The organism is Streptomyces murinus (assembly GCF_002154555.1).
Lineage (GTDB): Bacteria > Actinomycetota > Actinomycetes > Streptomycetales > Streptomycetaceae > Streptomyces > Streptomyces murinus.
In genome coordinates this window covers 1-528 of sequence record NZ_MUNF01000522.1, presented here as the reverse complement: position 1 = coordinate 528, position 528 = coordinate 1, and the positions used below count along the sequence as shown (strand labels likewise).

At 71.4% G+C, this 528-nt stretch carries 1 protein-coding gene; it reads right to left on the bottom strand.

Going from position 1 to position 528, the window contains the following annotated elements:
• Positions 1-528, bottom strand: a 528-nt coding sequence (locus CCN72_RS28625) for an AMP-binding protein (protein WP_244174511.1), incomplete at both ends; no start/stop codon positions are given.

The window sequence follows — 528 nt, the reverse complement described above, 5'->3', positions numbered from 1 at the left end:
GCAGCCGGTCGAGCGGGACGACATGGCTGCCCGGGGACAGCTCGGTCATGCCGTAGGCCTGGCCGATCGGGGGCAGTCCGAGGCGGTGCGCGCAGGCGCGGGCGAGAGCGGCATCCAGGGGGGCGGCGGCGCACAGGACGTACTGGAGGCAGGAGAGGTCGTAGCGGGTGACCGCGGGGTGCTTGGCGAGGGCGAGGACGATCGGCGGGGCGACGTAGAGGCCGGTGATGCGGTGCTTCTCGATCGCGGCGAGGAAGGTCTCCAGGTCGAAGCGGGGCAGTACGACGACCGTGCTGCCGAGGCGCAGGGGCGCGTTCATCAGCGCGGTCAGGCCGTAGATGTGGAAGGACGGCAGGACGGCGAGGATGCGCTCACCGGGTCCAGTGGGTGCGGCCGACTGCAACTGGGCGAGGTTCGTGCCGATCTGGCGGTGGGTGAGCATCACCCCCTTGGGCACGCCGGTGGTGCCGGAGGAGTACGGCAGCACCGCGACGTCTTCCGCCACGTCGAACGCCAGCTCCGGTTCGT